Here is a 16,647-nt window from a genome sequence, read left to right on the forward strand (position 1 = left end):
GGCAACTAGCGTGGAAGATGGATGTAGAAACGACAAAATTCCGCAATAAATTTCCTTTTAGAGATCAAAGTGCGGAAATGTTGAAGCGGGCATCGGGGTAGCCCGCTTGCACCGCCTTTTATTCTTGATAAGCCTCTCAAAACTGGCGCGACAACTTTGTCTGGCTGGCTTGCTGAGGCCTGCGAGTTTCGCTGGCTTCCACCTTTTCTATGCCTGCCACATTCAGATATTTGATTTTTTGTACAGGATCAGAGAAAGAAATATCTCTCGCAAGCAGTTCCTGCATGATCTTTAAATTGACCGCCTGCTGCGTGTCGATGTACAGCCCATATTCTGGTTTGAGCACATAATAAATTACCTCAAATTCGATGGAATTTCGGTCAAATAATTTCAGGTGGGCGCGGTCAAAACGAACTTCTGGCTGCTCTTCGATTATATTGCGCAACACGGGTGGAACCTGCTCCATTATATCAGGCGGCGTATCAGATGCGACCTTGACCACTAATTGCACGCGGGGGTCTTTCATGCGCTTGAAATTGCGTAGGGTATTTTTTAGCAAATCGGCATTGGCAATCACAATCTGTTAACCACTATCGGCACGCAAGCGAGTGGTTTTCAAACCTACATGCTCGACCGTGCCAGTGATGCCATTGATATTGATCGCATCGCCCACTTCAAAAGGTTTATCGACCGCAATCGCCAGAGAAGCAAACAAATCACCCGGCACATTTTGTACCGCCAGCGCGATGGCGATACCGCCTATACCCAGACTGGCCATGAATGCGGGTGCATTGATACCCACGTTTGACAACATGTCCAGCAAAAAAACCACCCACAATACAAATTGCAAGGCCCATACAATGACCGTATGCGAAACGCGGTTGACCGACGCACCATCTTCCGCGACCGATGTAAAGTAGCGCTTGCTCAATACCTTGATGGTTTTATTGATCCACAACGCAAGTTGCAGGCCAAATGCCAGAAACCATAAATGATTTACACGGTCACTCCAGCGTGCAGGCAAATCAAGAATGGCTACACCTATCAATACCGAGGTAATCACCAGTGTAATATTGCTTGTACTACCCAGGATTTGCGGCACTAAGCTGGCGACATGCGCACTGTCCCCGCACAATTTGGTCATTACCAGGCCAATGATCTGCAAGCAGCCTGCGCTTGAAAAAACCGATCATGGCATGCATGACAAAATAGGCAAAAACGGCAACGCCGCAAGCGGTAATCCAGCTAATCAGTGGAATGTCGAGAAAATGCGTATTGATGGCTGATTGAAAGGCCGATTGAAAATCCATCATTATCCTGAAATTTTTTTATTTACACCATGAGTGCCGCCCTTGTATGCTCAGGCTGAAAATTGAACTGGCTGCCAGGCTTTAATCCTGATCCGACCCAGTGAAGCCATATTGGTACTGGCACAGACAGCTAGTGTGAGGCAAGGCGAATGGCAACATCGCTGTCTCTATAGTCTGAAAAGTTTGCGTCTGATGATTTGCTGTGTTCATCGTCAACATGCTGCTACGCTGGCCTGGAACACGAGGCTGAAAGATTTTTTACAGCCCCGGGCCCAGAACATGTGTCGTTACTGCAGGGATGGCAGAGTAATCTCGTCCTTGCGTTCTTGTATAGCCTCGCCCAAAGAAACTAGGTCAAGTTTTGCTTTTTTTGCCTTTGGAAACATCTCAGTTTCCTCTTCTTTCACATGATGTTCAATTTGTTCTGACAATACCTTAACTTTGGCATCATAGAGATCATCACCTGGTTCCATGCTCAATATCTGGGCAATCAAATCCTTGGCGGTAGCATGTTCGACAGTGGCTTCATCCAGCATATCGTCGGTATTTGTCGTCGCTTCGCGTACGGCTGTATAAAAGATTTCTTCTTCTGCAATTGTATGCTTGGTGAGCTCCAGGCAAATTTGGTGAGCAATTTTTTTCTTGCTCACCAAAGCTGTGTCACCCAGGCTTTCAAACTTGCTGAACAATGCCTTGACGTTTTTATGATCTTGCTTGAGCAGGCTGACTGCATCTTGCGCTTTAGCGCCTTTGGTTTTCTTGGGGAGAACAACTGCAGGGATTTTTACGGATTTGGCTTTTGCCGCAGGAGTCGCAGTACGCATGATGTTTCCTTCAATGTCGTTAATGATGTCGTTGATGGCGTCGTTGATGGACGTAGGTTTTCGGATAATTAATCAAAAAATAGTCTGATGAATTACCTGTTGCAAACTCAGTAAAAAATCAGTTACCCAGAAGCGAACAGGTAGATTCCATCTTAAAACCTGTGCCTGTAAATGCGAGTAAGCCTCAGCCCCCAAGGCATGTAGGACAAAAAGCAGGGATTCTTGTCGCTGCAATTAAAGCTTTACTTTATAAAATCCATTGATATACTCCAATAAACATCCAAATACCATCCATATGGATGTTATTTGCCAGTAAAACCTAGAGAAAATATAAAAAAGGCATGCCATGAGCGTCACCGATATACGGCCCAAGGCCAGCGATACAGAAAAAATTACGATTAATCTTGGCCTGGTTGATCTGGGTCAGGTCGATCTGCTGGTGCAGGAAGGTTTTTATTCCAATCGTACCGATCTGATACGTACCGCAATACGCAACCAATTGCTGACGCATGCTGAAGTCATACGCCAGACCGTCACGCGCAGGAGTCTGGTATTAGGCATGCAGCATTACACGCGTGCTGATCTTGAAGCCGTGCGGGATGCGGGCGAGCGTTTGCAAATACAGGTGCTGGGTTTAGCCAGCATTGCGACAGATGTCAGCCCTGAACTCGCAGTCGCAAGCATTGCCTCCATCTCTGTGCTAGGAACATTCCAGGCCAGCAGCGCAGTGAAGGCAGCCCTTGCAGACCGCATCAATTAACAATGAACAATTAAGCATTGCCGCTATTTCTCACGTCATTCTTCAAGCCATTCCGTAAGCTATTTCATATGCACACTGAAAGCACCAAATGAATTTCAATCAAAATTTGCTGGCCCGTATGCGCAAGGCCAGCCTGTCCTGGCGAGATGCACAGGCATTTGCTCTACCTGCGCAGACCGCCATGAACCCAGAGCAACTGCAAAAATTAACTGCCGTCACAGAACTGATACAACGCACCCTGAATGATCACTTGCCTGGCATGATAAAGACAGAAAGTCATGCCGACCCTGCGCCTGGGCAACAAAGCGATACATTTCAGGAATCGTCTTTACATGATATCAACCCGGCTCCTGAAAAAAGGCCAATCCCGCCATCAGCTAATGCAAGATACATGGCAGACATCATTGATGCCGATGTGTCGCAAACTCACAAAAATGACAATACAGATGCTGGCCGCTTTGTCAGCGGCAGTTATGTCAATGCACACGGCAAACGTAGTTATAAACTGTATATCCCTTCCGGCTACAATGGCGATAAAGGAAAAGCCTTGCCTCTGATCGTCATGCTGCATGGTTGCACGCAAGGACCAGATGATTTTGCGACCGGCACAGGCATGAACCTGATTGCAGAACAACAGCAATGCCTGGTCGTTTATCCTGCTCAGGACCAGGGAGCCAACTCATCGAAATGCTGGAACTGGTTCAAGGCGATGGATCAACAGCGCGACCAGGGCGAACCATCGCTGATCGCAGGCATCACCCGTGACATCATGGCCAACTATCATGTCGATGCAGACAGCGTATTCGTCGCTGGTATGTCAGCGGGTGGTGCGATGGCAGCCATCATGGCAGATGCCTATCCTGAGCTCTATGCCGCAGTTGGTATCCATTCGGGTCTGCCATTTGGCGCAGCCAGTGATTTGCCATCGGCGCTGGCGGCGATGCGCGGCGCAGCAAATCAGATTAAAAAACCGGTTGCAGGAAACGCAGTGCCTATCATCGTCTTTCATGGTGATCAGGATCATACCGTCAATAGCAAGAATGCTGACCGTATCATGGCGCGATATCTGGGCAGCAAGCAGTCAAGCGCATTGAAAGCCCAAAAAGAAGATGGTAGCGGCAAACTTGGCCGACGTTATACACGCACGCGCTATGCTGAAAATGCCTCTTCACAACAAACTGGCGCAAACCCTGCACCTGCCGAACAATGGGTCATCCATGGCGCTGGCCACGCCTGGTCCGGCGGTAATAGTCAAGGCAGTTTTACTGATGCAGCGGGGCCAGATGCCAGCCGGGAAATGCTGCGTTTCTTTTTGTCGCAAGTAAATCAGAAGCAGGTGTAACGCGATATTAAAAGAGAAAGCCTGATGCAATCACTATGCATCAGGCTTTTCCTTGTTCACCAGTGCTTTGCCGTTAAGGCTGCTTATAGAGGTGGTCGCACGGATTCTTCGCGAACCCATAAGCGTGTTTTTGCGGCAGCGATGAAGTCTTTCAATTGATCTGTCGATATGACAGCGTCGTCTTTATCAATACCTGCAGCATTCAACAACACTTCGCCGCCAGCATCATAGGCTATTGCTTTCAAGTGACTGAAGGCATCACTGACAAAGCCTTTCGCTGCCATATCCCGTTCCAGTTTTTTTGCAGATGCATCAGACAAAATAATAGCGACAGCATCAAAGATGACCGAAGGACTGCCTGCCAGTTGACCATCCACCTTGACCTCTTTGCCATCTGACAAAAGTATGCCATTGATGCGCGGAGCAAGCAGCTTGTACTTGCCCTCTGCCGCTTCAACAGCCGCTTTGACTTTGTCCAGTATTCTGGCATCTGAACCGTCGGAGATGAGAATACCAACCACACGACCAGCCAGGGTATCCTTCATTTTGTCTATCAATCCCAAAGCTGGGGACACAGGCAAGTCTTGTATTTCTGCGTGAGTAGATGGCGCGGCTGGCACGTCGCTTAGGCCGAGTCCGGCAGCAACGCGCTGCGCGAGGTCTTCATTGATATGCCGCATATGGCCGACCATGGCTGCTGGTATATGCGCGTGCTCGACTTTTGATAATTCAAAGACCAGTGCTGAGACTATATGCGCTTGTTCAGTTGCATTCTGGCTGGCATAAAATTGGCGTGCCTGGCTGTAATGATCGGCGAAGCTTTCAGGGCGGATACGGCCTTTATCACCAGCCACAGGTTCAGCCATGCTTGTAAAACCTGTTGCAGGCTCCTCACGTGGCGCATCCTTTGCCAACGAATTCGGCTCATAGGCGACCCTGCCGACAGGGCGTGCCATTTGCATATGCCCGTCACGCTGGTGATTGGCGAATGGGCACTTCGGCGCATTGACGGGAATTTGATGGAAATTGGGCGAACCCAGCCTGGATAATTGCGTATCCAGATAAGAAAACAAACGTCCGTGCAATAAGGGGTCATTTGAAAAATCGATGCCGGGAACGATATGGGAAGGGCAAAATGCCACCTGCTCAGTCTCTGCAAAGAAATTATCTGGCCACCTGTCAAGCACCATGCGCCCTACGACAGTCAGTGGTACCAATTCTTCGGGGATGAGCTTGGTCGCATCAAGATGATCAAATGGGAATTGATCTGCTTCTTCCTGCGTAAATAACTGTACCGCCAGTTCCCATTCAGGAAAATCGCCTGCAGTGATAGCTTCAAAAAAATCACGTCTGTGAAAATCAGGATCGGCGCCGGCAATTTTGACTGTTTCATCCCAAACCGTCGATTGCAAGCCCGCTTTTGGACGCCAATGGAATTTGACAAAAGTCGAATCACCGCTCTTGCTAATCAGCCGGAAAGTGTGTACGCCAAAACCTTCTATCATGCGCAACGATCTTGGCAAGGTACGGTCTGACATGATCCACATCACCATATGCATGGCTTCTGGTGTAAGAGAAATAAAATCCCAGAATGTGTCATGGGCTGTTGCCGCCTGAGGGAAACCACGGTCAGGTTCCATTTTCACGGCATGGATAAGATCCGGAAATTTAATCGCATCCTGGATAAAGAACACAGGCACATTATTCCCTACCAGATCCCAGTTACCTTCTGATGTATAGAATTTGACGGCGAAGCCGCGTACATCTCTTGGTGTGTCCGCAGAACCAGAGCCACCAGCAACTGTGGAAATACGGGTGAATACCGGCGTTTGATGCCCTACTTCAGTCAATATTTTGGCAGTCGTATATTTTTCCAGCGAATGTGTGAGCTCAAAATAGCCATGCGCTGCCGTACCGCGTGCGTGGACGATACGTTCTGGAATGCGCTCATGATCAAAATGAGTAATTTTCTCCCTGAGAATAAAATCTTCCAGCAAGGTCGGCCCCTTGACGCTGGCTTTCAAAGAATTTTGGTCATCTGCAATAACGACACCCTGATTTGTCGTCAATTGTGGATGTGCCTTTCCTGCAATCTGATGTAGTTCCCCTCCATTGCCGATGGAGGCGGAAGTCAGGCCTTTTGTTTCTTCTATTTCTGCTTTGGCTGCGGCTGTCTTGGTTTTGGGCATGGTAGGCAATCTACAAAAAAATGGGGATGATAGGCAAAAAAAACGGACCGCTCTGTTTAACTGAGCAGTCCGTTTTTACGATGTCACTACTCGCTTACTCTGGTAGAAAATTAAGAAACACTCGCCTCGGATGTAGAGTTGATATCTTCAGCTCCAGCCTTTTTGTAAATTTCCTTTGCATTCGAGGCCTCATTAGAATTATCTGTATGAACAGAGATCAGAATGTTGCCGCCGCGGATTTTACCGTCGTACAGTTTTGCTTCATATTCAGGAATGCCCAGACCAACCAGGGCGCCGATGATGCCGCCTGCCGCACCAACCAGTGCAGCACCGCTCAAGGCAGCCATGATAGGGCCCGCAGCAATGAAAGGACCAACACCTGGGATAGCCAGTGTACCAATGCCTGTCAACCAACCCAGGATGGCACCTACGCCCATGCCTGCAACGCCACCGGTGGCAGCACCTTCAGGCAATTTGGTATTTTGTTCATGCGCAAAATCCCGGGTACCAGTCTGATCGGGGAACAAGACAGAGATATCGCCACTTGGGAATCCTGCAAGTTTCAAATTATCGACGATGTTTTCAGCTTGAACGCGGTTTGTTGCGATACAGTAAATTGCGGTTGTCATATGAACTCCTCTGGTGGTGTAAATTTTACGTACGTAGTTTCCTGCTTTGTTTCCTGCTTTGTTTTTTACTTCTTTAGTCCTGATATAGCTACCTTACAGACTCGCTCACAGCCCTGTTTGCTTGTCTGTTTTTCTGCTTAATTTGTTTTCACATCCAGCGAATTATTGATAGAAGTGACGCCCTTGACTGCCTGGGCAATTTTTTCAACTTTCACTTTCTCGTCTGCCGTCTTGACTGGTCCGCGCAAAGTCACCGTTCCTGCATTCACCATAATCTTGACGTTGTGTGCCAGGACTGACAGTGATTTGTCGCCAACGACTGAGCGCCTGATGGCTGCCAGGACCTGGCGATCTTCTTGTGTATTGAATTGATCTTCCGGCGTTTTGTTCGCGGCATTTTTGTCGCGGTTATTGATCTCGGAGTTATCCACATTTGATGCGGCTTTACCTTGTGTAACTACCGGTACAGGATCAGCTGCAAATACAGTACCTGGCAAAGTAGCCAGAGCCAGCAATGAAGTAACGCCGATTGTATTGAGTATTCGTCCCATTCATTTCTCCCGTTTAAGTCCAAGTGGACAAGTAGCGATAGATTAAGAAAATGGATCCATTGCATCTGTGCGGTAACCAACACGCAGCGATGATCAGGCACTCAAAATTAGTACAATCACTAATAAATTAATCACTATTTTTTGCTTTACAAAAATGCTGCGGCAACAAGGCATTTCATAGCAGAAATGCACCCTATTTCTATCGCCGTGAGAACAGCGCTAAAATCAATTCAAAGAAATATGAAAATATTTTTTGTGGAGAAAAACATATGGAGTATGCATAATCTGCTGCGCAAATCGCATATAGGGTGGTGGTAGGATATCTCCTACAAAGCGGGTCGCTGTTGTCCTGTTCTTTGCAGGATCGATTCTATTTATGATGACATCTCTTTCGCAATATTGTTGATACTGCGGTACCGCTAGCTACTCGCTGGTTTTTGTTCCTGGACACAATATTATTTAACCAACCCATATTTCAGAGGAGTCATCATGAAAAATTTTTTCGGTTTCCATTTTTCAACTAAAAATCAAAATATTTCTACACTGAATGATCAGTTGGTCACGCCAGTCGTAACGGCGGCAGACATGGGTAACGCCAAGAAATCGAAAAATTTGACTTCCACAACCCACCATATCCATATGAAAAAACTGGAAGAACACCGCAGGAACTTGCGAACCATGTATTTTTCCAGCTAAAAACTGTGTGTGATTGAAAAACTCGGGAATGGCTACCTACGTTATTATTGCCGCTGAGCATCTGGCTTTTGCATCCTGATGTTGAACGAACGAGGTATGCTCGAAGATAAGCACTTGATGGGCAAATGATGGGCACATACATCGTTCCACCACTTTTATTTAGATTGCACTTGATGATGGTCAAGTGCCAGGTTATTCATGAAACTGAGGTTCAATGAACAGTAATAATCATGGGAAAGAAAATTACCGAAAACCCTTCCGACATCAAACATGTAAGCAGTGCTGACTTTAAAGATGAACTCGACAAAGTGATTAGTAGGTTGCCGTCCATGTCGGACATGGAAATAAGTGCGGCCAAAGATAAGTTTTTGCGCAAAAATGATATCGCTTTGACTAAGCTCTCATCCTGACGAACACATAAACTTCAAGAGTTAGCAAGTCGCCATAACTTGTTGTCAAGTGTTTCATGGCCCTTGCCATTAATGCTTGTTGCGATTAATGCTTCTTGTGATTAATGCTCATTGGCATTATTAGCAATTACTGACCTAATCCTGCGCGCGAGCGCTTCGCGGCTATAAGGTTTGCTGAGCAATTCCACGTCTGCATCAAGCCCCCCTCTGCGCACGACAGCATTTTGTGTATACCCTGAAGTAAACAATACAGCCAGTTCTGGCAAATACTCGCGGGCTTTGCGCGCCAGCTCGGGATTACGCAATGGTTCTGGCATGACAACATCAGTAAATAGAAGATGAATTTTGGCGCCGGCCTCGATAATAGCCAATGCGCTCTGTGCATCGGCAGCATGTAATACGGTATACCCCAAAGTGGTCAGCATCGTGATTACAGTAGTCCGAACTTGCTCATCATCTTCGGCAACCAGAATGGTTTCATGTCCTCCAATAATTTCTTCTGTTACCTGCAGAGCCAGCCTGCTTTCTTGTAGTGACCCGCCTCTCTGCATGTTGATTGCCTGCAATCTCAGCAGACAATAACTGAAGGCTAACTGAGATGATCTGCAACAGGTTATTGAAATAATACAACTCTAAACCTGAGATACTCTCTTAATGGTGCGGTAAGGTGCTGAAAAAGCCTATGTGCGATGTTGTGCTTAACATCCGGCCATGATACTCGATTGCTTCCATCTCACCTGTCGAAATAAAACGTCACTTTAAAGCATGCCTGGCTAATGCCTGAAGCAAGCTCGCTGCCTATGCAGCGGATGCAATCGTGGTTTCGCTTGGCTTCGATACTTTCAATTGTGATGGGAGTTGGCTACATGGTGCAAGACATCGATATCAATGTGATCAATGTATTGCTGGATTTTGAAGGATATCGCTGATTCCCTGGCGACAAAACACGGCACGAAGCTCTTATGACTCAGCTACAATCTCACTAACGCCTGATTGCACTTTGAGCAGGAATCGGTCTCAACGTGCTCATGCTTCAGATGCACTGTCTGGTCGAATAGCCCGGATCGATTGAATTGGCATGGTTCATTGATTTACGCGTGGTCTGCCGCTCCAAAGCTGCATCGGATATCACCATGAGATATTTTATGAAAGCAATTTTACTTTCGACTCTCATATTAGAACTCATTTCATCAATAGTGATGAGATGCGTTTGCCTCATAACGCGGGCTGGCAAGGCGGACGAGGCAGTCAATAGCGGTGCTATTGATAATGAGTCCAACGCAGTCCAGCGCGCGTTATGAGGCAAACCCTCCGGGAACTGACGATTTGAGCGCATTGCTGCGTTGCGCCCCTCGCTAAGGCACCAGCCTTAGCAGCGGGTCACGCCTTGCACTGCATCCCAAATCGTCTTCTTCGCACTCACCCCTATTGATGAAATGAGTTCCAATGCTTTCGGTGGGCAATGCTGCAGAGGTTCGCGTGCGCAACAACTCTGATACCGATTTTACTTCTGTGGTGGTTGGTAAAATAAAATATGGTGACATCAGGCGTGGCGCGACGACCAGCTACCAGTTCTGACCTGATGAAGTCTATAACATAGAGCGGTGTACATTATTTGCTAACACCTTTCCGCTAAACTTTTAGCCAAGAGACTATAACGGTGAAGGGCCTTTGCCTGGAGCCGAAAAATTTACTTATGTTTTAACCGTTGTGAATGGTCAATTAAGCATACGTGTCGAGGATGATCCTGTGAATGCAAGCAGCAAATAAGCTAATGCATTAATTGATTTTTTACTTCAAGTTCGCTGCAGGCAATTTTTCAGGCACTGTCTGCTGATACATATTCTTGACCAACAGCAATATTAGCTCTAGTATTTCCCACTGCATCAACAAAGCCAAGTATGCTCTGCTTCAAATAGCTTGAAGTGTTTGCTACCCAGCTACCCGAAATACAGCAATACCTACCGCAAGCCACATGTAAATCATGGCGTCCGAATACTCAATCACTTCAACCTCTATCACGCGCTGTTATTGCGGGTCATTAAATTTAAGGAGCCGAATGGACCACAGCATTTCTTTGATCACTACCGTCGCAGCCGCTTTTGCAGGAGCGCTTGTTCTTGGCTTTATTGCGGAGAAAATCAAGGTGTCAGCCCTGGTTGGCTATTTGCTGGCAGGGATAGTAATTGGGCCTGCCACACCTGGCTTTGTGGCGGATGTGCATATTGCATCGCAGTTGTCAGAGATAGGCGTCATGTTGCTGATGTTTGGGGTGGGTTTGCATTTCTCGCCGGTAGATTTGCTGGCGGTGCGGCGCATTGCTATTCCTGGCGCGGTATTGCAAATGGGGATTACCACGGCTGTGGGTATGGCGATTGCGTCGTGGTGGACCTGGAGTGTGGGTGGCTCATTGATCTTTGGTTTGTCGCTGGCTTGTGCCAGTACAGTGGTGTTGTTGAAGTCACTGGAAGCGCGCAATCTGTTGAGCACCATGAATGGTCGCATCGCAGTAGGCTGGCTGGTAGTGCAGGATTTGGTGACTGTGTTGGTATTGGTGTTGCTGCCACCTTTGGCAGGCGTGTTGGGCAGCACGACAGCGGTGGTCGAAAGTACGACGCCACTGTGGATGACGATAGGTAAAACCCTGTTGCAGGTGTCTGCCTTTATTGCCTTGATGCTGGTGGTTGGCCGCCGTGCTTTGCCCTGGCTGTTGTGGCAGGTGGCGCGTACGGGTTCGCGTGAATTGTTCACGCTGTCGGTGGTGGCATCTGCAATTGGTATCGCTTATGGTGCGTCTGTGATATTCAGCGTATCGTTTGCGTTGGGTGCATTCTTTGCTGGCACCGTCATGCGTGAATCGGAGTTCAGCCATCGTGCGGCGGAAGAATCACTGCCCTTGCGTGATGCGTTTTCAGTTTTGTTTTTTGTGTCGGTGGGCATGGTATTTGACCCTGCGATTTTGACGGCGCAACCTTTGCGTGTGCTTTGCGTGGTGGCGATTGTCATACTGGGTAACTTCTTTACTTCTTCTGCACTGGCGATCTTGTTGCGTTACCCGCTTAATACGGCGCTGGCGATAGGTGCAAGCCTGGGGCAGATTGGCGAATTCTCCATCATCCTGGCTGGTTTGGGCTTGTCGCTGGGCTTGCTGCCGCAAGAGGGTATGAGTTTGATACTGGCAGGGGTGCTGATTTCCATAGGCTTGAATTCTTTCCTTTTCGCGCTGATAGGGCCACTCAGGAAATGGGCCTTGTCGCATTCTAACTTGGCGCGAGAGCTTGATCAAAGACAAGACCCTTATGCTGAATTACCAATGACGACTGAGCGTAAATATCTGGAAGGCCAGGTGGTGCTGGTGGGTTATGGCAGGGTTGGCCGCCGTATTGCTTTGGCCATGGATGAGCGTGGCATCCCTTATGTGGTGGCTGAACAGAACCGTGAAGTGGTCGAAGATTTGCGCAAGAAAGGCATCGCCGCTGTCTCTGGTAATGCCGCCGACCCGGCAGTGTTGATACAGGCGCACATCACCAATGCTGCGATGCTGGTTGTGGCAACGCCAGACACCCTGAATGTGCGGCAAATGGCAAAAACTGCCCGTACCCTGAACCCTGGCATTGAAGTTTTGTTGCGCACGCATAGCGAAGATGAATCCATACTCTTGCGCAAGGAAGAGATAGGCGATGTCTTTTATGGCGAAGAAGAACTGGCAAAAGGCATGGCGGTGCACATAGTAAATCGCTTCAAGCCTGATGATGCCGGGCATTAAGCAATTGAATGCCATGGTAGTCCTGGCAACTGCAGCTAAGTTTATGTAGTTTCTTTAATGGCATCTTTTGCAGCGCCCTGAGCATCTTCGTAATTTGAAAAATTTATCCAACCTGTGAAATGCTGGATATCATTCAAAAGGCTCGTGAAGATTGTCGATACTTCACTTGATGTGCTGGTTTTCCCAGTCAAACCTGTCGGGCTTCTCCTTATCCACGACCAGGCTGCGTATCTCGCTGATGAGCAGTACCAGCCTGCCCCGCTTGCGTGGTGCTTTCAAAGCCGCTGGCAGGCGGCTGAGCCAGTGTCCGTTTGGCCCGACCGGCGCATTACGCAAGGCAGACAGTTGGCCAGATGTGGGCAAGGGCTTGGTCGATAGCACGGCAATAAAATGATCGAGTTGTGCAGGCGCACTGAACACCAGATCAAACTGTTCAAATTCCACATGCAGAACTGCATAGCCACGGTGCGGTATGCAGGGTGGCGCAGCAGGCAAAAAACTGTCTGGCTGCCCTGCTATAGGTATATGCACCCAATAAGCCAGCGGCGCGCTGCGCCAGTGGCTTTCAAAACTGAAATGAAATACAGGGCTCATATTACCGGGACCATATTGCAGGGTTCATATCAAGGATTTGACTTGGAAAACTGTATCATGCCCTGCCGTTTAAATCAGCTTAGCCAAGGATCAGCAATGGGCACAAACTACCGCAGCTTATCCTCAAAAAATTTCCTGGCATCCGCTGCTACTTGTTGATGGATGGCAGTACGTTCAAACCCGGCAGGGTCTATGCAAACCTGGCGTGCCGCCAGTTTGCCTAGCATATTGCACTCTGCCAAAAAAGCATAGTGGGTTACTGCGGGCAGTGTCAGCAGACTGCTGCCAACGATATTTGCAGCATAGACCTGGGCATTAAATTCTGGAATAGCCTGATCATCATCAGCCCCAACCACAATGCGCACAGGTACTTTGATGGCGGCCATGCTGTCTTTGGTCACTACCCTGCCCATGACAGGTGCCATGGCATAGGCGGCCTTGATCCGGCTGTCGCTGTAGTCTGCGCCAGATTTGGCAATCTCAGCTTTGACGCGCTGGTTTTCTTTAAGCAGCGTCTGCAAGTCTTCATGGCTGAATTTGGCTTCTGGAGGCAATGTGCAATTTGGGTTAGTGGCGTATTTGCCGCAAAATTCCTGCCATTGCGCATAGCTGATCCGGCCACCTACACTGGCCAGAGCGGTATAGCCACCGATAGAAAAACCTGCCACGGCAATGCGCTGGGTATCAATACCAGGGCCGATAGCGGGGTCTGCCAGCAGTTTATCGATGAGCACTGACAAATCATGCGGCCTGTCCCACCAGACGACAAAGCCTTCGAGCCTGGTATGCTCTTCATACGCGGTATTGCCGTGGTGATTGACGGCGGCGACTATATAGCCGTGTGCTGCCAGGCTCTCGGCAAACCAGGCGATGGATGCTGCCGAGCCCCCCGTGCCATGTGAGAGCAGGATCAAGGGCAATTTCCCGGCTGTGTGCAGCATGGGTGCATCTATCGCATTGCGGCCCGCCTTGAAGATAGCCACGTTCCAGTCTTTTTCGACCGTACCAGCCTGAGCCGGATACCAGATTGCCGTTGCCAGGGGACGTGCCTTGTTACCCGTCCAGGCCAGGCGGCTGGCATCTTCATATTGCACCAGCTTCAAACCTACGGGATAGGGTTTGTGCTCCGCCCCGGCTGCCATGACAGAGAGGCTGCTTGCAGCGAGTAAAATCAAGGATGTTATGCAGTAGCGAAGAAGTGACATCATATTCGTGAACTCCAAAAAATGGGCGTAAAAATGCAGCGGCAGCAATGTGCCGTTGAGCATGCAAAGAATTGTCGCGACCTGACTCAGGTCATAAGGCTGCCTTCAGTAAGGCATGTCAAAGAGGAATAACCGGGATGCAGATGTCACAGTCAAAGATGCCGGTTTCCGGGTCAAAACAGGCATCGGGTGCATAGTATTCAAAGCAGGGTCTGGCATCGATCTGATAGCCGCTGGCAGGCAGCCAGTCACGCAGGAGGGCTGCCCAGGTTTCACCGATTTCAGTGCTTCTGCCTTCGAAGTGCAGTGAGGCATATTCGCCACCGGGTATGCTGGTCAGCAAGGCATTTCCGGGGACAGGGGCATTTTCTGGCAGCTCAACTGCTGCGTCGTAGCGGCAAAGCGCCGGATCAGTAATGCTGGGGTCGTCATGACTAATGCCATAGCGCGCCCTTGCGAACAAATTATGTGTTGCCATCCACGGCGACACAACCTCTGCCCAGAACTGGCCTACCTCTGCCCCATAAGGCCCTATATGGCGCAGATAAGCGATATTGACTGGTTCTCTGTGTATTAATTTAACGTCCATGCTGGCCACCTGTTTTAAACTGGAAGAGACCCCATTATGAAATGACGCATAAGACTGGACCTGATCATTATTGCTTACCACTTGATTATTCTTGCTATTTGTACGCTGCAAATCAATTTGATATTGCCGCCAAGCCGCTGGCGTATAAGCAAACCGGTCTTTGAAGGCACGGGTAAATGCCTCTGCCGAACCAAAGCCGACTGACAAGGCAATCTCCAGCACGGGTGTACCAGCTTGCGCAAACAGGCGAAATGCTGCGGCTTCCAGACGGCGCCGACGCACATAGTCGCCCAGGCGTTCGCCCATCCAGGCAGCAAACAGGCGGTGGAAATGATACGGTGAAAAATGTGCGACCCCGGCCAGCACCTCCAGATCAAGTGGCTGATCAAGGTGACGGTCTATATGTTCCAGCACCCTGTGCATGCGCGCCTGGTAATGAGACTGATGCTGGCATGCCTGTGCATTTTTCCTCGTTGGAAGCAGGCTCAAGTTTATACTCCCACCCCGACTTCCCATTCCATGTATTTGGCCGATGGCTCGAACCCTTCCGAGGCATATAAAGCCTGCCCATCTTCAGTGGCATGCAGCCAGATTGTTGCAAAGCCCTGTTCACGGGCATACTGCATGGCCTGTTGCAATATTTTTCTGGCCAGGCCTTGCTTGCGATATTCTGCCATGGTGTACATATTGAGCAGATAAGCATCCTTGCCTGCCACGTTACCCGGATACGGTGGGCGGACGAAGATGGCGAGTGAGCCGCAGGCAACGAGATGTCCATCTTTCTCGGCTACCCAGGTTTTACAAGCCCCGCTTTGCAAGGCATCGCTGAAGTAGGTGCGGGTCGATTGCAACAAATCTTCATCGACAACTTTGCCATTATTAAAATCGACCAGCTTGTCGAACAGGCGCATGCGCAGTTGCAGAACTTCTTCAAGATCAGCAGGCCCTGCTTCACGAATTACAATAGTCATCAAATGCTCCTCCTTGGTAATGCAGAGTTATGGATCGCAGGTATTTATCACGCCTGCTCAAATGACTATTTTAAAACATCCGTCTGGGCCTTACTTAAATATGCATCCTTCCCTTATGTTGAGCGCCGCAAAGTAATTGCCTTTTCCGGGCAGGCCTTGACGCATAAACCGCAAGAGCGGCAGGCATCGGCATTGGGAGTATAGGCTACCTTCATGCCATGTACTCTTTGCTTGAGTTGTGCCAGCAAACCCAGTTGCTTGTAGTCTTCGGCGGCAATGCGGCGAATTTCAAACACGTTTTCCGGACAAACTGGCACGCAATCCGCCTTGCCTTCACACTTGCTGAAGTTGATGACAGGGACGATGATGCCTGGCTCCTGTTTGCAGGCTACTTCTTTTGCATTCTGCATTTCAAGCCTGCTCCTGCTTGTTTTCAGGTTTATGGCTGTTGTCATGATCTTCATGATGGCGGCAAGCCTGGGCATACGCTTCATCCCTGTGCCTTCTGCGGCCAAACATGCCGTGCTGGAATTTCTCTCTTTCTTCGGGCGTCAGTTTTTCCCAGCGACGATGCCAGTGGTGTTCGCCATGTTTATGCCAGCCACCATGTCCACGCATGCCGCCAAACAGGATTTTACTGAGCACCAGCAAACCCAGCGCTTGCAAAAAATCGATGCTGCGGGCACCGGCAAACAAAGCTGGCATGAGCCAGTTCCACAACATCATGACTACCCAGCTCAGTGCGCTGATGCCAGCGATCACTACCACCATGATTTTTAATACTCTAAATCGCATTAACATATCAAACTCC

At 49.0% G+C, this 16,647-nt stretch carries 18 protein-coding genes and 1 pseudogene; 6 read left to right on the top strand and 13 right to left on the bottom strand.

What is annotated here, in order from left to right:
- Positions 1-136: 136 nt before the first annotated feature.
- From ACO0LN_RS22735 to ACO0LN_RS22745, 3 genes are all read right to left on the bottom strand, one after another.
- Positions 137-526, bottom strand: a complete 390-nt coding sequence (locus ACO0LN_RS22735) for a hypothetical protein (protein ID WP_422977738.1) — start codon at positions 524-526, stop codon at positions 137-139.
- Between the two features lie 57 nt (positions 527-583).
- A complete protein-coding gene (locus ACO0LN_RS22740; RefSeq protein WP_422977740.1) occupies positions 584-1,144 on the bottom strand; it encodes a mechanosensitive ion channel family protein in 561 nt (186 codons plus the stop codon).
- Positions 1,145-1,597: 453 nt separating this feature from the next.
- Positions 1,598-2,134, bottom strand: coding sequence for a hemerythrin domain-containing protein (locus ACO0LN_RS22745; RefSeq protein ID WP_422977742.1), 537 nt, complete (start codon positions 2,132-2,134; stop codon positions 1,598-1,600).
- Between the two features lie 346 nt (positions 2,135-2,480).
- On the opposite strand from ACO0LN_RS22745, the gene ACO0LN_RS22750 reads away from it, so the two are divergent.
- Together ACO0LN_RS22750 and ACO0LN_RS22755 are read left to right on the top strand one after the other, a co-directional pair.
- The gene (locus ACO0LN_RS22750; protein ID WP_422977744.1) at positions 2,481-2,894 is read left to right on the top strand and encodes a CopG family transcriptional regulator; all 414 of its coding nucleotides are present in this window, start codon (positions 2,481-2,483) and stop codon (positions 2,892-2,894) included.
- Between the two features lie 88 nt (positions 2,895-2,982).
- Complete coding sequence (locus tag ACO0LN_RS22755) at positions 2,983-4,236, top strand: alpha/beta hydrolase family esterase (RefSeq protein ID WP_422977746.1); 1,254 nt, start codon at positions 2,983-2,985, stop codon at positions 4,234-4,236.
- An 83-nt stretch (positions 4,237-4,319) separates the two neighbouring features.
- Here the strand turns inward: ACO0LN_RS22755 and ACO0LN_RS22760 are convergent, their stop codons facing one another.
- The 3 genes from ACO0LN_RS22760 to ACO0LN_RS22770 all read right to left on the bottom strand — a co-directional run bounded on the left by ACO0LN_RS22760 (position 4,320) and on the right by ACO0LN_RS22770 (position 7,605).
- Complete coding sequence (locus ACO0LN_RS22760) at positions 4,320-6,425, bottom strand: catalase (protein WP_422977748.1); 2,106 nt, start codon at positions 6,423-6,425, stop codon at positions 4,320-4,322.
- Positions 6,426-6,535: 110 nt separating this feature from the next.
- On the bottom strand, positions 6,536-7,054 hold the full coding sequence (locus ACO0LN_RS22765; RefSeq protein ID WP_422977750.1) for a hypothetical protein: 519 nt from the start codon (positions 7,052-7,054) through the stop codon (positions 6,536-6,538).
- 137 nt (positions 7,055-7,191) lie between these two features.
- Entirely contained in the window at positions 7,192-7,605 is a 414-nt protein-coding gene (locus tag ACO0LN_RS22770; RefSeq protein ID WP_422977752.1) for a BON domain-containing protein, read from the bottom strand.
- A gap of 489 nt (positions 7,606-8,094) precedes the next feature.
- Between ACO0LN_RS22770 and ACO0LN_RS22775 the strand changes: the two genes are divergently transcribed.
- Positions 8,095-8,301 carry a hypothetical protein gene (locus ACO0LN_RS22775; protein WP_422977754.1) on the top strand — a complete coding sequence of 69 codons (207 nt, stop codon included), beginning with the start codon at positions 8,095-8,097 and terminating at the stop codon, positions 8,299-8,301.
- A gap of 230 nt (positions 8,302-8,531) precedes the next feature.
- Positions 8,532-8,711 carry a hypothetical protein gene (locus tag ACO0LN_RS22780; RefSeq protein ID WP_422977756.1) on the top strand — a complete coding sequence of 60 codons (180 nt, stop codon included), beginning with the start codon at positions 8,532-8,534 and terminating at the stop codon, positions 8,709-8,711.
- A gap of 125 nt (positions 8,712-8,836) precedes the next feature.
- Here the strand turns inward: ACO0LN_RS22780 and ACO0LN_RS22785 are convergent.
- A pseudogene (locus tag ACO0LN_RS22785) lies at positions 8,837-9,199 on the bottom strand (response regulator); the annotation flags it as partial.
- Positions 9,200-9,487: 288 nt separating this feature from the next.
- Here ACO0LN_RS22785 and ACO0LN_RS22790 point away from each other — a divergent pair.
- Together ACO0LN_RS22790 and ACO0LN_RS22795 are read left to right on the top strand one after the other, a co-directional pair.
- Complete coding sequence (locus ACO0LN_RS22790) at positions 9,488-9,640, top strand: hypothetical protein (RefSeq protein WP_422977758.1); 153 nt, start codon at positions 9,488-9,490, stop codon at positions 9,638-9,640.
- A 1,130-nt stretch (positions 9,641-10,770) separates the two neighbouring features.
- The gene (locus ACO0LN_RS22795; protein WP_422977760.1) at positions 10,771-12,477 is read left to right on the top strand and encodes a cation:proton antiporter; all 1,707 of its coding nucleotides are present in this window, start codon (positions 10,771-10,773) and stop codon (positions 12,475-12,477) included.
- A 162-nt stretch (positions 12,478-12,639) separates the two neighbouring features.
- Here ACO0LN_RS22795 and ACO0LN_RS22800 read toward each other — a convergent pair whose 3' ends face one another.
- The 6 genes from ACO0LN_RS22800 to ACO0LN_RS22825 all read right to left on the bottom strand — a co-directional run bounded on the left by ACO0LN_RS22800 (position 12,640) and on the right by ACO0LN_RS22825 (position 16,637).
- The gene (locus ACO0LN_RS22800) at positions 12,640-13,071 is read right to left on the bottom strand and encodes a hypothetical protein (RefSeq protein WP_422977762.1); all 432 of its coding nucleotides are present in this window, start codon (positions 13,069-13,071) and stop codon (positions 12,640-12,642) included.
- A gap of 107 nt (positions 13,072-13,178) precedes the next feature.
- The gene (locus ACO0LN_RS22805) at positions 13,179-14,246 is read right to left on the bottom strand and encodes an alpha/beta hydrolase family protein (RefSeq protein ID WP_422977764.1); all 1,068 of its coding nucleotides are present in this window, start codon (positions 14,244-14,246) and stop codon (positions 13,179-13,181) included.
- A gap of 148 nt (positions 14,247-14,394) precedes the next feature.
- Positions 14,395-15,354, bottom strand: coding sequence for an AraC family transcriptional regulator (locus tag ACO0LN_RS22810; protein WP_422977766.1), 960 nt, complete (start codon positions 15,352-15,354; stop codon positions 14,395-14,397).
- 2 nt (positions 15,355-15,356) lie between these two features.
- Positions 15,357-15,836: a GNAT family N-acetyltransferase gene (locus tag ACO0LN_RS22815; protein WP_422977768.1), complete on the bottom strand. Its 480-nt coding sequence runs from the start codon at positions 15,834-15,836 to the stop codon at positions 15,357-15,359.
- A gap of 113 nt (positions 15,837-15,949) precedes the next feature.
- Positions 15,950-16,246 (bottom strand): 4Fe-4S dicluster domain-containing protein, encoded by a 297-nt coding sequence (locus ACO0LN_RS22820; protein ID WP_422977770.1) that lies wholly within the window; start codon positions 16,244-16,246, stop codon positions 15,950-15,952.
- A 1-nt stretch (position 16,247) separates the two neighbouring features.
- Positions 16,248-16,637, bottom strand: coding sequence for a hypothetical protein (locus tag ACO0LN_RS22825; protein WP_422977772.1), 390 nt, complete (start codon positions 16,635-16,637; stop codon positions 16,248-16,250).
- Positions 16,638-16,647: the final 10 nt, after the last annotated feature.

Source organism: Undibacterium sp. TC9W, assembly GCF_049339865.1.
Lineage (GTDB): Bacteria > Pseudomonadota > Gammaproteobacteria > Burkholderiales > Burkholderiaceae_D > Undibacterium.

What these genes read in the sequence shown, in the direction of transcription:
- ACO0LN_RS22735 (WP_422977738.1), bottom strand. Translation starts at nt 526, where the DNA reads ATGAAAGACCCCCGCGTGCAATTAGTGGTCAAGGTCGCATCTGATACG.
- ACO0LN_RS22740 (WP_422977740.1), bottom strand. Translation starts at nt 1,144, where the DNA reads ATGACCAAATTGTGCGGGGACAGTGCGCATGTCGCCAGCTTAGTGCCG.
- ACO0LN_RS22745 (WP_422977742.1), bottom strand. Translation starts at nt 2,134, where the DNA reads ATGCGTACTGCGACTCCTGCGGCAAAAGCCAAATCCGTAAAAATCCCT.
- ACO0LN_RS22750 (WP_422977744.1), top strand. Translation starts at nt 2,481, where the DNA reads ATGAGCGTCACCGATATACGGCCCAAGGCCAGCGATACAGAAAAAATT.
- ACO0LN_RS22755 (WP_422977746.1), top strand. Translation starts at nt 2,983, where the DNA reads ATGAATTTCAATCAAAATTTGCTGGCCCGTATGCGCAAGGCCAGCCTG.
- ACO0LN_RS22760 (WP_422977748.1), bottom strand. Translation starts at nt 6,425, where the DNA reads ATGCCCAAAACCAAGACAGCCGCAGCCAAAGCAGAAATAGAAGAAACA.
- ACO0LN_RS22765 (WP_422977750.1), bottom strand. Translation starts at nt 7,054, where the DNA reads ATGACAACCGCAATTTACTGTATCGCAACAAACCGCGTTCAAGCTGAA.
- ACO0LN_RS22770 (WP_422977752.1), bottom strand. Translation starts at nt 7,605, where the DNA reads ATGGGACGAATACTCAATACAATCGGCGTTACTTCATTGCTGGCTCTG.
- ACO0LN_RS22775 (WP_422977754.1), top strand. Translation starts at nt 8,095, where the DNA reads ATGAAAAATTTTTTCGGTTTCCATTTTTCAACTAAAAATCAAAATATT.
- ACO0LN_RS22780 (WP_422977756.1), top strand. Translation starts at nt 8,532, where the DNA reads ATGGGAAAGAAAATTACCGAAAACCCTTCCGACATCAAACATGTAAGC.
- ACO0LN_RS22790 (WP_422977758.1), top strand. Translation starts at nt 9,488, where the DNA reads ATGCCTGAAGCAAGCTCGCTGCCTATGCAGCGGATGCAATCGTGGTTT.
- ACO0LN_RS22795 (WP_422977760.1), top strand. Translation starts at nt 10,771, where the DNA reads ATGGACCACAGCATTTCTTTGATCACTACCGTCGCAGCCGCTTTTGCA.
- ACO0LN_RS22800 (WP_422977762.1), bottom strand. Translation starts at nt 13,071, where the DNA reads ATGAGCCCTGTATTTCATTTCAGTTTTGAAAGCCACTGGCGCAGCGCG.
- ACO0LN_RS22815 (WP_422977768.1), bottom strand. Translation starts at nt 15,836, where the DNA reads ATGACTATTGTAATTCGTGAAGCAGGGCCTGCTGATCTTGAAGAAGTT.
- ACO0LN_RS22820 (WP_422977770.1), bottom strand. Translation starts at nt 16,246, where the DNA reads ATGCAGAATGCAAAAGAAGTAGCCTGCAAACAGGAGCCAGGCATCATC.
- ACO0LN_RS22825 (WP_422977772.1), bottom strand. Translation starts at nt 16,637, where the DNA reads ATGTTAATGCGATTTAGAGTATTAAAAATCATGGTGGTAGTGATCGCT.